The 13,398-nt window shown below is 60.1% G+C and carries 12 protein-coding genes; 3 read left to right on the top strand and 9 right to left on the bottom strand.

The window, feature by feature from the left end; translation table 11 throughout:
• Positions 1-237: 237 nt before the first annotated feature.
• The 6 genes from AUP74_RS09385 to AUP74_RS09360 all read right to left on the bottom strand — a co-directional run bounded on the left by AUP74_RS09385 (position 238) and on the right by AUP74_RS09360 (position 6,025).
• On the bottom strand, positions 238-1,269 hold the full coding sequence (locus AUP74_RS09385) for a zinc-binding dehydrogenase (protein WP_069947352.1): 1,032 nt from the start codon (positions 1,267-1,269) through the stop codon (positions 238-240).
• An 84-nt stretch (positions 1,270-1,353) separates the two neighbouring features.
• On the bottom strand, positions 1,354-2,553 hold the full coding sequence (locus tag AUP74_RS09380; protein ID WP_069947351.1) for a multidrug effflux MFS transporter: 1,200 nt from the start codon (positions 2,551-2,553) through the stop codon (positions 1,354-1,356).
• A gap of 92 nt (positions 2,554-2,645) precedes the next feature.
• Entirely contained in the window at positions 2,646-3,122 is a 477-nt protein-coding gene (locus AUP74_RS09375; protein WP_226999747.1) for a potassium channel family protein, read from the bottom strand.
• Positions 3,091-3,546 (bottom strand): tRNA adenosine(34) deaminase TadA, encoded by a 456-nt coding sequence (gene tadA, locus AUP74_RS09370; RefSeq protein ID WP_069947349.1) that lies wholly within the window; start codon positions 3,544-3,546, stop codon positions 3,091-3,093. The genes AUP74_RS09375 and tadA overlap by 32 nt, the downstream gene beginning before the upstream one ends.
• 47 nt (positions 3,547-3,593) lie before the next feature.
• Positions 3,594-4,397 carry a putative RNA methyltransferase gene (locus AUP74_RS09365; protein WP_069947348.1) on the bottom strand — a complete coding sequence of 268 codons (804 nt, stop codon included), beginning with the start codon at positions 4,395-4,397 and terminating at the stop codon, positions 3,594-3,596.
• Positions 4,394-6,025, bottom strand: coding sequence for a GMC family oxidoreductase (locus AUP74_RS09360; protein ID WP_069947347.1), 1,632 nt, complete (start codon positions 6,023-6,025; stop codon positions 4,394-4,396). The genes AUP74_RS09365 and AUP74_RS09360 overlap by 4 nt, the downstream gene beginning before the upstream one ends.
• 88 nt (positions 6,026-6,113) lie before the next feature.
• Between AUP74_RS09360 and AUP74_RS09355 the strand changes: the two genes are divergently transcribed.
• Complete coding sequence (locus tag AUP74_RS09355) at positions 6,114-6,800, top strand: class I SAM-dependent methyltransferase (protein WP_069947346.1); 687 nt, start codon at positions 6,114-6,116, stop codon at positions 6,798-6,800.
• Between the two features lie 57 nt (positions 6,801-6,857).
• On the opposite strand, the gene AUP74_RS09350 is transcribed toward AUP74_RS09355, so the two are convergent.
• Entirely contained in the window at positions 6,858-9,554 is a 2,697-nt protein-coding gene (locus AUP74_RS09350; RefSeq protein WP_069947345.1) for a family 20 glycosylhydrolase, read from the bottom strand.
• Between the two features lie 423 nt (positions 9,555-9,977).
• Between AUP74_RS09350 and AUP74_RS09345 the strand changes: the two genes are divergently transcribed.
• A complete protein-coding gene (locus AUP74_RS09345; protein WP_069947344.1) occupies positions 9,978-10,466 on the top strand; it encodes a hypothetical protein in 489 nt (162 codons plus the stop codon).
• Positions 10,467-10,608: 142 nt separating this feature from the next.
• The gene (locus AUP74_RS09340) at positions 10,609-11,103 is read left to right on the top strand and encodes an RDD family protein (RefSeq protein ID WP_069947343.1); all 495 of its coding nucleotides are present in this window, start codon (positions 10,609-10,611) and stop codon (positions 11,101-11,103) included.
• Between the two features lie 26 nt (positions 11,104-11,129).
• Here AUP74_RS09340 and lptG read toward each other — a convergent pair whose 3' ends face one another.
• Together lptG and lptF are read right to left on the bottom strand one after the other, a co-directional pair.
• A complete protein-coding gene (lptG, locus tag AUP74_RS09335) occupies positions 11,130-12,191 on the bottom strand; it encodes an LPS export ABC transporter permease LptG (RefSeq protein ID WP_069947342.1) in 1,062 nt (353 codons plus the stop codon).
• Positions 12,184-13,329, bottom strand: coding sequence for an LPS export ABC transporter permease LptF (lptF, locus tag AUP74_RS09330; protein ID WP_069947341.1), 1,146 nt, complete (start codon positions 13,327-13,329; stop codon positions 12,184-12,186). The genes lptG and lptF overlap by 8 nt, the downstream gene beginning before the upstream one ends.
• Positions 13,330-13,398: the final 69 nt, after the last annotated feature.

The raw sequence follows: 13,398 nt of genomic DNA, 5'->3' as shown, positions 1-13,398 counted from the left end.
GTTTCCTCTAAACATATTTCATTCTTATCGCTTGATACGAGCGCTATTGATATCCGCGATGATTGATAGATCGGCAATCGCTTAATAATTGGAAGCTACCATTTGACAGGGGCCAGCTAATGGGTGGCTTCCAATTATTCTTCATTGAACGAAGGCCAGCGAGATCCGCTCCTATGGTGCGAACGATTGCGCCCCTGCGCATCAACAACGAGCATCCACTAGGCTGCAAAGCTAGAGTCACCTTCCCCCAACATTCAAAACCACCTTCCCCACCGATCCACCACTGCGCAAACACTCAATCGCCTCATGCGCCTGCTCAAACCCAAACTCATGCCCCACATGCGGCGCGGGGAGACCGAGTCCGGCACACCCATCCAACAACGCATCGAATAAAGCCTGCTCCTGCCACAACCAGATCAGATTGAAAGCCAGCACCGAGCGGTTACTGCTGATCATATCCATCACGTCGTATCGGGGCCGGTTCAGATAGAGCCAGGCGGCCTTGAGCAAGTTGGGTTTGTCGCCCGGGGTAAACTCGGCAGCCCCAAACACCACCAACCTGCCTGTGGGCGCCAACGCATCGAATGACTGCTTCTGTACCTTGCCACCAATGCCATCGAGCACCGCTTGCAGGGGGCGGCCAGCGAGAGTGGTTTTTAACTGCAAGGCAAAGTCCGGTCCGCGCACGATAACCTCGTCGAAGCCCTGCTCCTGCAAAAATTGACGCTTGCCAGCAGAACCGACAGTGCCGATCGGGATTGCGCCCATCTGGCGCAACATGCGCATGGCTTGAAGGCCAACTCCACCAGCGGCACTGTGGACCAGAACATTTTGACCGGGCTTCACAGCGCCTAGATCGTTCAATGCGTAATAAGCGGTGAGGCTCTGCACGGGGAATGCAGCCCCTTCGGCAAACCGCCAGCCCGATGGCATTTTCCGGCAGTGCTGCGGCGGTACATCCACGCAATCCGCATAGCCACCGAAGCGGGTGCAGCCATAGACAGAGTCACCCACTGCCAGGTCGGTATCCACCGACGCACCCAGCTCGACGATCACTCCGGAAAACTCAAGACCGGGAACAAAACTGCCTTTTGGCGTGGCGGAATAGAGGCCGGTTAGCGCAAAGATATCGGCAAAGTTGAGGCCGACAGATCTGACCTCAATACGGATTTTTTCTGGGTCCAGTGCACCTAATGGTTCTTCAACCAGTTTGAGATCACTGATAGAGCCGGCCTTTTGAGTGCGCCAGGCACGCCGCAATGTTGTCATGACACCTTCCGGACTATTGGCTCATCGCCTTATCGTTCGTTGCAGAGGGCAGCAGACCATTCCTTTCGAGCCCGCCTGACAGGTTCAGCCTTCGCTCGCCAAGGGAGATTCAAAGCGCAACGTCATCATAGACAGGCCCTGCGCCAGCAGTGCGCAGACCGCAATTCCCGCTACCAGCGAGACAGGTTGCCCCTCGAAGAACAGGCTGACGATTACAATTCCCACGGCCCCGAGCAGCATCTGCAGTGCACCACCAAGAGCCGCCGCGGTACCGGCGATAGGGCCGTGGGCCTCCAGTGACAGCACCATCGTAGTGGGAACCACTAAGCCAAGAAACGCATTGCTCAGCATCAGCATGGAGATCAACAAGGGGAAGCTGTCCGCACCAAGGGAAAACAATACGAACATGGCAGTAGCACTGACGGCAAAGCCGGCCACTGCCCACCGCACCACAATCACCTGACCGAAACGCTCGCCCAGGGTGGCGGCAAACTGGCTGGCGATAAAGAAGCCGACCGCATTGAGGGAGAACGCCAGACTGAACTGGGTCGGCGTCAGCCCGTAATGGCCGGTATAGATAAAGGACGAGGTGGAGAGGAAGATAAAAAAGCTTGCCATGCCCAGCCCGCCAATCGCGGTCAGGCCCATATAGCCGCGATCGCGAAACAGGGTGTAAAAGGCGCGCACCATCGCCGAAAACCGGAAGGGCACCCGGTGCTTTTCCGGTAGTGTTTCAGGAAGACTCCAGAACGCCAGGGCCAGCCCGAGCAGCGCCGCCAGGCCAACCGAGATAAACACTGCCGGCCAGCCGAACGGCGCGATCACCAGGCTCCCCACCAGCGGCGCCAGCATCGGGGAAATGGAAATCACCAGCATCACCGTGGTCATGAGACGCGTGGCCCGGGTGCCGGTATAGCAGTCGCGGATGACGGCACGGGGGATGGACATGCCCGCTGCAGCACCAACGCCCTGCAGGAATCGCAGTGCGATCAGCCATTCGATGGAAGTGGCCAGGGCGCACCCGATTGAAGCCGCAGCAAATAATCCCAGACCGAAATAGAGCGGGGGCTTGCGCCCGAACATATCTGCCGCCGGACCATAAAAAAGCTGACTGACACCAAAGGCGATGAAAAAAGACATCAGCGTGTACTGGGTCAGCTCCACCGGGGCATCCAGGCTTGCCGCAATCTGCGGCAGCGCGGGCAGATACATATCGATGGCAAAGGGGCCAACACAGCTGAGCAGCCCGAGGATCAGGGCCATCTTGATAAAACCGGGGTTCATTACAACTACAAACCTTATCAGCCCCGTTCGTCAGCGACGGGGCATTTATTTTGATCACTTACTGGGTAGGGGGGACACGGGTGCGACCCGCTTCAGTAACCATTACCGTCTTGCCGATGCACCCAGTATCTCTGCATCTTCAGGAACATGAACGAGGCTGTCCACGTGATCATCACCAGCCCGGTCAGCGCCTCCAGCCCTGCGGTGAAACGCAGGTGCCCCAGCGGCTCGATATCACCGAAACCCAGCGAGGTGTATGTGGTGAAGGAGAAATAGGCACAATCAATCAGGGAGCCGTCAAAATTACCCTTCAATGTCTCGAAGGCATCTGAATGCACCATGTAGAAGTAACCCAGGGCAAAAAGCCAGATCTCGGTGATGTGGGCGATGAGCGCCCCGAAAACACCGATCAGCAGTGCCAGGTTACGGTGCACCGTCAGTTTCTGGCCGATTCGGAACAAGCCATTCAGGGCTTCGTGGTGAATCACCACCACTGTGGCGACCAGCAGCGAATTGATCAGGAATGCCAGCGCCATCTCAACGCTTTCGTTGGAAAAAGTCTCTGACAAGATCTCCTCCCTCTTCGGCCATGACACCGCCCTCGACGGCAATGCGATGATTGAAGAATCCGGCCTGCCCCAACTGCAGCTGACTCTCCACCACGCCGGCACGGGGCTCGGTGGCACCATACACCAGCCGTGAGATTCGCGCGTGAATCATTGCTCCGAAACACATGGTACAGGGTTCAATGGTCACGTACAGGGTGGCATCGGGCAGGCGATAATTGCCGGCATGGTCGGCGGCCCGGCGCAGGGCGACAATCTCGGCATGGGCACTGGGGTCGCAATTGCCGATGGGGCGATTGCTGCCCTCACCGATAATCTCCCCATTCTGTACCACCACAGCACCCACCGGGACTTCTCCCCGCTCGGCGGCGATCTCCGCCAATTCGAGGGCGCGCTGCATAAATCCGTAATCTTTCGGCGTGGCCATCGGCAGGGTAATTCCAGCTCAGTCTATTGATTTGTTCTTGTTGGGGCTTACTTGCGGCTCACCATGCGCCGCACGACAAAGTCCGCTTCCAGCCTGAGCCGCTTCCGCTGCTCCAGTTCTGCCCTCGCCTCGGCATCCCCTTTCCAGGCAAAGGGCGTCATGGACAGGAAATCGGCGATCTCCTCAGTACTCTCCAGAGTGAAAAGGAAACAGCAGCGCAGCTCCACCTCGGGCACAAAACCCTCCAGCGGTTTTGGCGGTGCGTGTTCACGAGGCTCCCGGTACAGGGCCTGTTTGAGGGACCACAGGTGCTCCGGCCCCGGCGCCACATCGACGATCGAACCTCCGGGGTTGACCACGCGACTGAGCTCCGCCGCGTCACCGGGGGCAAATACCCGCAGGATATGGTCGACACTGTCTTCCGCTACGGGCAGATCAAAATTTCCCGCCACGACATACTGACTGCCCGGCTGGCTCTTGGCCGCCATGCGCACACCGGCCTTGGCGATATCCACCCCCGCCAGAGCGTCGGCAGGCCAGCCAGCCTCGTGCAATTGGCGCGTGTAATAGCCTTCGCCACAACCGACATCCAGCAGTTGGCGTCCGGACTCAAATGGCAGCAATGCAGTGATGGCCTCTGCCAGCGAGCGATAGTGTCCTGCCTCGAGGAAGCGTCGGCGAGCGCGCAACATGTCAGCCGAATCACCCGGCTCCCTGGAGTGCTTGTGCTGTACCGGCAACAGGTTCACATAGCCCTCGCGGGCCCGATCGAACAGATGGCCGTTTCCACAGTGCCAATCGACGTCACGGCATTCCAGGGGCGAATGACAGATAGGGCATAGCCAGATCATTGCAGTTCCAGTGCTTCCAGATCGACGGCCGCGGACTTCTCCTTGTTCAGGATCAGATCCGCCGCCTTTTCGGCGATGGCAATCACCGGAGCATTGGTGTTGCCGCTAATGAGGGTCGGCATTATGGAGGCGTCCACTACCCGCAGTCCATCCACGCCGCGAACCCGCAATTCCGCATCGACCACAGCGTTGTCATCACGGCCCATTTTGCAGGTCCCCACCGGATGATAGATGGTCTCCGCATGCTGGCGGACAAAAGACTCGATGGCCTTGCGCTTGCTCAACGACTTACCCGGGCTCCAGAGCCGTTTCTGGTAACGCTTGAGGTCCTCCTGCTCGAGGATCTCGCGAGCCATCTCGAACCCCTCTACCAGAACCTGCAGGTCTTCCGACTCGGCCAGATAATTGGGCTGAATCCTCGGGAGATCTTTTGGATTGCGGCTCACCAGGGTAATTTCCCCCCGGCTTTTCGGGCGCAAGGCACAGGCGTGCAACGAGTAGCCGTAGCCCCGCTCTTTTTTCAGTCCATGCTCGAAAAGCGGTGCGGAAGTGAAATGGAACTGGATATCCGGGTGAGCGCCGGCGAGGCTGGAGCTGGCAAAGCCGCCCGCCTCGGCCACATTATTGGTGAGCGGCCCACGGTTGGCGAAAAGGAATTCCGGCAGGTGCGCCGCATTTTTCAGCATCGCCCCGAAGGATGTGGAAAAGGTCACCGGAGCCGACGCCTCCACCACCTGGGTGATGTCCAGATGATCCTGCAAATTGCGGCCGACACCCGGCAGGTGTGCCTGGGGCACAATCCCGAGTTTTTTCAGGGCACTCTCATCACCAACTCCAGAGAGCATCAGCAGTTGCGGCGACTGGATAGCCCCTGCGCAGAGAATCACTTCCTTGTTGGCCAGCACCCTGTGGCCGTTCAACATTTCCACGCCGACAACCCGGTCGCCGCGAAACAACAGGCGCGCGACCTGGCTTTTGGTAAAAACACTGAGGTTGGGGCGGTTCTTCACCGGGTAGAGGTAGGCCCGCGCCGAGGAGCATCGCCGGCCGTGCTTCTGGGTGACCTGATAAAAGCCCACGCCGCTCTGCTGGCTGCCGTTGAAATCACTATTCAGACGATGACCCGCCGCCTGCGCAGCGCGGACAAAGGCGTTGCCGGCCTCAGAGCGCCACTTCAGGTCTGACACCGCCAGCGGTCCGAAGCCACTGTGGTAGGCATCGCTACCCCGCTCATTCCCCTCAGCCAGCAGGAAATATGGCAGCAGATCCCGCCAGCCCCAACCTGGGCTGCCGGCGGCTTCCCAGGCATCGTAGTCAGCACCGTTGCCACGGATATAGATCATCGCGTTGATGGCGCTGCTGCCGCCCAGAGTGCGCCCCCGGGGCCAGAATAGACGGCGGTCATTCAGCTCCGGCTGGGGGTCAGTGTAATGGTGGAGGTTATAGCGCTTGCCCGGTACCAGGTAGCTGATCCCGGCCGGCATCTGAATCAACAGGCTGCGGTCGCTTCGCCCTGCCTCCAGCAGGCATACCCGGTGCTTCTCGTCGGCACTCAAACGATTGGCCAATACACAGCCGGCGGAGCCTCCACCGACAATGATGTAATCAAAGATCATTTCACGGGGCATAGCGTTATCTCTTTTATTCCCTCTCCCTCGTTACACTGGGACACTACACCCGCCCCATGAAATTTCCTACCGGAGCGCAGCGCCAATCATGACCGATTCCGAATTCAGCGACGAAAAGGTACTACACAGCTGGCGGCGCAATGCCGCCCCCTGGCAGCGAGCCATCGAGAACGCCGAGATCGGCAGCCGGATCCGAGTAACCGATGCAGCAATTGTAGCCGCCGCCCTCACGCACCGACCGCGTACGGCTCTCGACGTGGGCTGTGGCGAGGGCTGGCTCTGTCGCGCCCTGGCGTCAGAGGGAATTGAAACGTGGGGCGTAGATGGAGTTCCGGAACTGGTGGCGGCTGCGCGGGACAAGTCAGGCGACCTGGGGCAGCGGTTTATGGAAATGCGCTACGAAGAGATGGAGAGCGCCCGCTTCCCGCTGCGTTTTGACTTGCTGGTGTGCAACTTCTCGCTGATCGGCGAGGCATCGGTCGAACGGGTGTTGGCCGCGGCCATCGACCTGCTAGAGCCCGGTGGCTATCTGCTGATACAGACATTGCACCCTTGCTGGGGCGCCGACGGCGACTACCGGAGTGGCTGGAGGAGTGGAACCTGGAAGGGATTCAACGACGAATTCAGCGATGCCCCGCCCTGGTACTTTCGCACCCTCGGCGACTGGATCGCCCTGCTGGGGGAAAAGGGACTGCCACTGTCCCGTTTGGACGAGCCTGTGGATCCGGAGACGGGAACCCCCGCCTCCATCATTTTCCATGCCGGACCCGCATGATCCGGCGCATTCCCGTGGCCAGGCCTGCACTCCGACTGCCGATGCGGGGACGATGACTCAGCGCTCTGCCGTCTGCGTGATCGGCGGCAACTCCACCGCACGGCCGGCTCGCTGGCCGTCACTGCTACGGGCCCGCACCGCCAGCACCTGAGCGGAGCTTGCCGCCTTATCTACAGACTGCCAGCGCTCGCCATCAAATACTTCTACCGGTAGTCCCGGGAAAGGCACGGCAGCATGCAGGTCGCCATTCAGTTGCACTGCTCCCGGCACCGGCACGCGGTAACCCACTCCGGCACGATCCAGCTTCAGCAGTTCCTTGCGGCCCAGAGTGGCGGCAAACTCGGCCCAGTCACGCGCCAGCGCGGCTTTGTCTACCAGATCCGTCTCTGCCGAGAATTTCTGCCCTTCCTGTGGTGACAGTTCCCAGGAGGCCCGGTGCCAGGCACGTTCAGCCAGGGCCAGCAGGCGGGGGTAAACCATGTACTCCACCTGGGCATCGGTGCGTACCACCTCGCTCCAGAGCTGCCCCTGGATTCCCCGCACCCGTTCAGCGAATTCCATCGACGGTGAGGTGGCAGACCAACCGTTGCCATCGCGATCGGTGGAGACCTCGGCCAGCTGCGCGGTATTGAGTGGCGCGTAGCTGAAGGTCTTCTCGGTATCGATATAGCGGGATGCCCAGTAGTAACCGCTCTCCTTCGGATCCACTTCGTAAGGCATATCGAAGTAGAGGAAGTCGGAATGGGACTGCACCACATCGAATCCGGACTCGGTCAGGTGCACGCTCTCATCGCCGCCACCCCAGAACAGCGGCCCCCAGGAATTGGCATAGTTGTCGGCGGTGGCGAGTTCCGCAGCGGCCTCGTCGATCCGCTTGACCCCGTCATTCCAGGCCGCCATGGTCGGAATGCCGGCGTCGACCAGCAGCGCACTCACCTGCTTGGCGTAGTGCTCACCGAGTTTATCCATGGATTCCACATCGCCATCTGCCACCAGCTTCTGGCATTGCGGCGAGCCGCTCCAGGGTTGCTTGCGGGCGGAGGCCGCTACATCGCCCTTTTCCGGATCACTGCCGGGCGCATCCTCGAAGCTGCCGCTTGCGAGGATATTCACTGCCTCGTCACCACCAAAGTGCCAGGTCTCAAGCGGTACGCCAGCGGCGACATGCATGGCCTGCACTTCCCGTATCAACTTGCCCACGAAGCGGTAAGTGGAGTCGATACAGGGGTTGATGTAGCTGTCGTTGTAGAACTGCACCGACAAGTACTCGGTATCATCCTCAGAGTCGATCAGCCGGAACTCACTGGCCTGCTCCGGCGCGCTTTCAGCCAGGCGGCGATAGCGGGCCTCCATCGCCACCACTGCGGCGCGGGCGTGGGCCGGCATATCGAACTCGGGCACCACTTCGATGTGGCGGGCAGCGGCATAACGCAGGATCTCGACATAGTCATCAACGGAGAAGTAGCCACTGCCGTTGTTATCGTCCTTGGGACCGGAACCCAGTTGGGGCAGCAGGCAACGATCTTCATTGAGGTCGAAACAGCGGCGCCCGCCCACCTCAGTCAGCTCGGGCAGACCGGGGATCTCCAGCCGCCAGCCCTCGTCATCAGACAGATGGAAGTGGAAGCGATTGAGCTTGTAGGCCGCCATCTGATCCAACAGTCGCAGTACCACGGCCTTGGTATGGAAATTGCGCCCAACGTCCAGGAACATACCGCGATGTTGGAAGCGCGGCGCATCGTCAACTGCGACCTGGGCCAGGGTCTGTTCACGGATGTCGACCAGAGCCAGCAGAGACTGCAGGCCATAGAAAGCGCCCGCCTGGTCGAAGCCCGTCACGCTGGCACCCGTTTCAGTTGTCTCGAGACGGTAGGCACCGCTCACCTGGTCAGCAAAAGCCGTCGGCTCGATGGTGACAGAAACGAGATAGGCCCCCTCGCGAGTCGCAGCGGAAAGTCCTAGTGTTTGCAGGCGTGTCTGAACCGCCGCGATGCTATCCGGGCTCAGTGGGCCCGGGTCCACGGCAATTCCAGCCCCAATCTGTACCGTCCCGCCAAGCACCTCCGTCTTGAGCGGGCTGGGAATGATCCGCTCCCGCCAGGACTCAACGGCCATGCTCTCTTCCGCGGTAAAGTCCGCATAGCGATTGCTGGCGTTCGCCAGGATGTTGGCGTCTGCTGCGGTGCGCTTCCAGTTGTCCGGATCGTTCTTGCCGATCGGCTCCACCAGCCCGTCAATGCCGTCGCTGTCAGTAGAGGCGATCACCAGCGCCCCGCCGTCCGCATCAACCACGAACAGCCGCGGCATAAAGTCGGACTCGAACTGCATCCAGTTCTCGGCCAGGAAATCCAGCTCGACCGTTTCACCGGCAGCGATTCCAGCAAATTGTCCATTAGGCTTCAGCCGGTGCAGATCCCCTTTCACATGCTCGAGAGTGAAGTCGTCCCGATTCAACAGGCGGAAGGTGCGCCGGATGCTGTGAAAGTACAGCGTCCAATCTCGCTCACCCGCCCCGATCCCGTCACCGTTGTTGGTCAGTGAGATGCGATAGGTGGAGCAGATGGCCCCACTGCCGCCGGCCAGCTTGCAGTCGGACCGCAGCGCCTTATCGACGCCCTGGAAGTTGGTCAGAACCTCCTGGCTCACGGAAAAGTGGTCGGCGATGCGCTGAGTGACCGGGGTGTGGACATTCTCAGGCTTGCCACAGGCGGCAAGCAGGACGGACAGGGCGACAGCGGGGAGCAGACGATTCATAGGAGCTTCTGACTGTTATTGGTTATGAGCGCTACGTTTGCCCCATTCTGCGCCACCCAAGTAAAAAAGACAACGCTGTCATCATTCATTCACCGGGTAGAACGGCACGCCAGTCGCTAAAGTCATCGACTGGCGCCTCCTAGATTAAATTTGCATATCAACGTTTTTTGCGCCGGGCTGAGGGTGATAAAAAACAATGGCGCGGGGCTTGTCGCAGCCCCCGAATTTTCGGCAACAATAAACGGGGCCAGCGCTCACGCGGCCTGTGACGCAATGACCAAAATTCATATGAAATCCACACTCCGGGCTTGCGCGGTTCGTGGTGGATGTGAGATACAACAGTTCGTAACGGGTGAACCATAATAAATTCAGCGGCGGTTAATCCGCCGTGCAGGAAGAAGTAAACACCCCGGGGTAGATCCAATGGAACTCTGCAGACATCGTCCTCGTGCCAGTCGACACCTCCCGTACGTGTTCGCCCTGTTTTTGTCGCCAGTCTCCACCCACTGCCTTTCCGACGAACTGTTCATTCCCGATTCCAACACCGCCTTGAACCTGCAGGCAGACAATGCCTTCTTCGTCGACAGCGCCTTCGGCATGGACAATACCGCCCTGTTCGAGGCGGCTGAAAACCTGCGCAACAACTCCATGGGCAACGTGCAGCGCCAGCTGAATTACCAGTGGCTGCAAATGTATACCAACCCAGATGAGTTCGAGCCCACTACCGGTGGCAAAGCTGTCAACGAGATCCTCAAGATGGGATGGCGTACCTGGCGGGAACAGAATCGCCGCAGCAGCAGTAACGGCCTGCTGCGCTATACCGATGGCCACGGCAAGATCGGCCAGGCCTTCGATTACGACGTGCGCCTCTCCGACGACAAGTTCAAGTTCTCCTTCGAATACGAATTCTGATATTCGAACCGCGGACACGGAAGTCCGACCTCTGCACGACTAACCTCTGCGCTCACAAGCCACTCACAACCCACTACCGCCCCCTGCCCCACTGCCTCTGATAGAATCCGCCGCCATAGCATCAGTTCAGGCGGAGTAAACCGTGACCCAACAGCAGAACCCCACCAGTTTTACCGAACTGCCTTACGCCGGTGTCGGCAAACGCCTGGCGGCCCTCGTCTACGACGCACTCATCGTCCTCGGCCTGCTGATGGTCTATGGATTCCTGGCAATGATGGTCGCTTCGACGGTGGGTGGACTGGAGTGCAAGCCAGGGGAGCTGGATTACACCCCCTGTGTCGGAGGGCCGCTGTTACAGCTGGGTATGCTGGCGGTGATCGCCGGCTATTATTTCTGGTCCTGGCGGGGAGCCGGCCAGACGATCGGTATGCGCGCCTGGCGACTGATGGTGGCGAACCCGGAGGGGGTCCAGCTGAGCTGGACGCAGTGCACGATCCGCGCACTGGTCGCGCCGATTTCACTCGTACTCTTCGGTGCAGGGTACTTCTGGGCCTGGACACGTCAGGATCGCGCCAGCTGGCACGACCTGGCATCCAACTCCCAGGTTCGCCTGCTGCCCAAACCCAGCAAGAAATAACGGATACAAAACAACCGATCGGCGGGCTAGCGCGCCCGCCGTAACAGCATCCAGCCCACCGCAAAGCACAGCGCAATGGGCACCAACACCGCCACGAAGGGCGGAAAGCCGAATACCAGTGAAGAAGGCCCGAGCATGTCCTGCAGGGTCTGGAAAACAATGCCCACGATCACCCCGGTAAACACCCGTAGGCCGGTAGTCACCTCGCGCAATGGACCGAAGATGAACGAGATTGCCACCATGACCAGGCTGGCAATGGTGAGCGGCTGCAACAACTTCTTCCAGAACTGCAGCCAGTAGCGGCTGGCATCCTCGCCCTTGCGATCGAGGAAACGGCCATAGGACCAGAGGCTACTGGGCGAAAGGTCGGACGGCAGCGGCACCACCAGCGAGAACAGCTGTGGCGAAATGTCCGTCTGCCAGATACCACGCTCGCGGGCATCGCTCTCCACAAACTCCTCGGAGAAGCGCGTGGCGCGGCTGTTGTTCAGCATCCATTTGTCTTCGGCAAACTGTGCCCGCTCAGCGAACTCCACCCACTCCAGCTCACGTTCACCCCCGAAGTGATAACGGGTAATGCCGTACAGCCGGCCGCCTGATATCGCGGCATTGAAGTGGATAAACTCATCGCCATCGCGCATCCACATGCCACTCTCCAGGCCGGCATCCTCCAGGTCACCGAGGGCGATCGCCTTGCGGCTCTCCGCCGTCTGGTTGGTGAGTGGCACCACAAATTCCGCCAGCGCCAGGCCGATGGCAATCAACAGGATCACCGGTTTCATCACTGCCCAGGCAATCCGGCCGATGGAGACACCGGCAGCGCGCATGACCGTCAGCTCACTGGTGCCAGCCAGGGTACCCAGCCCCACCATGCAGCCCACCAGGGCGGAAAAGCCCAGCTGTTCGTAGATCCGCCCGGGGATGGTCCAGATCACGTACTGAATCGCCTGGGCCGTCTGGTAGCCCGCATCCATCTCGCCCAGCTCATCGACGATGGCAAAGATGATGTCGAGACCCAGGATCACCATCAGCACCGCACCCACCGAGAGCGCCACTGTGCGGCCGATGTACATATCGAGCTTATGCATCCTTCACCTCCCCATCTGCCGGCGGGCCGCTGTCGGCAGGGGCGCTCTTGGGTCGGCGCCCCCAGTTGCGGCCACCCAGCAGGAACAGGCCCAGGATCAGGAATGGCGGATGGACCAGCCAGATAGCGGCCGGGTTTTCGATATCACCGTCCTCAACGGCCCCACGCACCCCCTGCAGCACGACCAGGTACACCATATACAGGAGAATGGCGGGAATCATTTTGGCGTAGCGCCCCTGGCGGGGATTGGTGCGGCTGAGTGGCACCGCCAACACCGCCACGACCAGAACCAGTACAGGCAGGCTGAATCGCCAATGCAGATAGGCCCGCTCCTCGCGCCCGTCACTGCGCAACAAGTCCAGTGTCGAAGCCGCCTCAATGCGATCGCTCGCGCTCTGGCGCAGGCGCGGAATATCCAGCAGGATCTCGTAGCTGTCGAATTTCATCACCCGGTAATCCCGCTGCCCCGGTACGCCCTCATAGCGGTAGCCATCATTGAGCACCAGGTACCGCAGCCCCGTTTCTGCATCGATCTGTTGCACCCCCTCGCGGGCAAAATGCACGATCTGGTAATCCGTCTCGGTATCTGCACGAGAGGAACCCAGCTCGGCGAGAAACACGTCGTACATCGTCGACTTGTCCTCGCTCAGGGCATCGGCGTAGTAGACGGCCCTGTCACCCTCGGTCGAGACAAATTTCTTCGGTATCAGGTGATCGAATTCATTGCGGGACTTGTCTGCGGTCAGCAGGCCCGAGGAACGTTCCGCGCCGGTGGGCGTGAAATACAGACTCATGGCAGCCACCACCAGCGCCACCAGCAGTGCCGGGGCCAGTGTATAGGTCAGCAGCCGCCGCTCACTGAAGCCACAGGCGTGCAGGACCGTCATTTCGCTTTCGATATAGAGGCGCCCGTAGGCGAGCAGGATGCCGACGAAGAAGCCCAGCGGCAGCACCAGCTCGAGAAAGCCCGGCAGGCGGTAGCCCATCAGGGAAAAGAGGATACCCGCGGACAGGTCCCCGGCCGCCGCTTCGGCCAGGTACTTCACGAAACGGCCGCTCATCACCATCAGCAGCAAAACAGCGCTGACTGCCAGCGTGGCGAAAAGCAGCTCGCGGCAGAGATAGCGGAAGATAATCACAGGATAAATGCGTTCCTTGGTGACAGCGGAGACTGGGAGTCTGGATCAAATTTGATCAAGTTTCCGGCC

Origin of the sequence: Microbulbifer aggregans (genome assembly GCF_001750105.1) — a bacterium.
Lineage (GTDB): Bacteria > Pseudomonadota > Gammaproteobacteria > Pseudomonadales > Cellvibrionaceae > Microbulbifer > Microbulbifer aggregans.
Note: the sequence above shows the minus strand (reverse complement) of the source record. Positions and strands in the feature narration are given on the sequence as shown.